The 708-nt window shown below is 73.4% G+C and carries 1 pseudogene; it reads left to right on the top strand.

Annotated features, from left to right (window positions below):
* Positions 1-708, top strand: a pseudogene (locus tag AC01Y6_RS10800) (hypothetical protein); the annotation flags it as partial.

The raw sequence follows: 708 nt of genomic DNA, 5'->3' as shown, positions 1-708 counted from the left end.
CCTCTACGCCCTGGGGTGCGCCAGGGCGGAGGGGCTTTGGGGGAAGGCCCTGGAAGGACCGCCTCCCGGGGTGGAGCGGGGCTTGAGGGCCTGCAACCTCCCCGTGACGGCCCTCACGGGGGCGGCCTTCGGCCTCCTCCTCCCCCCGCCCCTCGCCCTTCTCGGAGGGGGGCTCCTCCTCGCCACGCCGAGCTACGCCTCTAAGGCGGTGGAGGCCCGCATGTACCTCCTCCTCGCCCTCTTCCTCCTCCTCGCCACGTGGGGAGCCCTGGAGGGGCGCCCCTGGGTCTTCTCCCTGGCGGGCCTCCTCGCCCTCTACACCCACTACCTGGCCCTGGTCTTCCTCGCCCCCCTCCTCCTCGCCCTCGCGGTCCGGGGGTGGCGGGAAGGAAGGTGGCGGGGGCTTCTCCCCCTCTCTCCCCTCCTCCTCTTCCTCCCCTGGGTCCCGGCCCTCGCGGAGCAGGCGGAAAAGGGGACCAACGCCTGGGTCCGCGGCGCCCCTTTCCTCGCCCTCTACGCCTACTCCGACTACGGGGGGCACCTCCTCGTCTCCCTCCTCCTCCTCGGCCTCCTCCTCCTCGGGGCCTGGCGGGCGCGGGGAGAGGTGAAGGGGGCGGTCCTCCTCGGGGTGGCGGGCTTCCCCCTCCTCTGGTACCTGCAGGCGACCCTCGTCAACACCGCCTCCGAGCGCTACTTCGGGGCCTTCGC

This window comes from Thermus sp., assembly GCF_056332225.1.
Note: the sequence above shows the minus strand (reverse complement) of the source record. Positions and strands in the feature narration are given on the sequence as shown.